Here is a 617-nt window from a genome sequence, read left to right as displayed (position 1 = left end):
AATATTTTTTTTATGTTATCATATAGTAAATTAATAAATAATTTTTTCTAAAAAGTATTTGTTTTAGAAAAAATTATTTATTGTTATTCGGAACTATTTCGTTGGGGCTCACCCGTAGAGCTAGCCCATTTAATGTGGCCCCATTTTTTAAGACACAAAAATATAGGAGACAAAAATATTCTATGGTATATAAAAAAAGTTTGAAACATAACTCAATAATAAAATACACAAGAAGATTATTTTTAATTTTATTTTTTTTAGTTTTAAACACAGGAAGAACACATTTATTAAATGCTACTAATTACAGCGAAAGCAACAAAAAAGACTTGGAGGAATTAATTGTTAATAAAGAGTTAGATTATATTCAATGCGCCGACCTTAAAAGACCCACAAAAGAAGAAATTTTAAAAGCAGTTCACACCAAAAACCCCAATGTTCCAATTGATGATATTCACATTGAAGTCAAATTTGATGGTTTATGGCCTTACAAACAAGCTTCTATTTTTCCGTCTAATCCGGAGTCTGAAAATAATCCCTACAAAGGACAAGCTGACCTACATTATTTCACTGGTTTTGAATCGGTAGATCTTTCTCAAGTCATCACTTCCGGCGAGATA

At 29.3% G+C, this 617-nt stretch carries 1 pseudogene; it reads left to right on the top strand.

Features of this window, described 5'->3' with window-relative positions:
• Nucleotides 1–182: 182 nt before the first annotated feature.
• Nucleotides 183–617 (top strand): annotated as a pseudogene (locus RI01_RS02750) (hypothetical protein); the annotation flags it as partial.

The organism is Italian clover phyllody phytoplasma str. MA1, assembly GCF_000300695.1.
In the GTDB taxonomy this organism is placed as follows: Bacteria; Bacillota_I; Bacilli_A; order Acholeplasmatales; family Acholeplasmataceae; genus Phytoplasma.
This window is presented reverse-complemented; position numbering and strand designations above follow the sequence as displayed.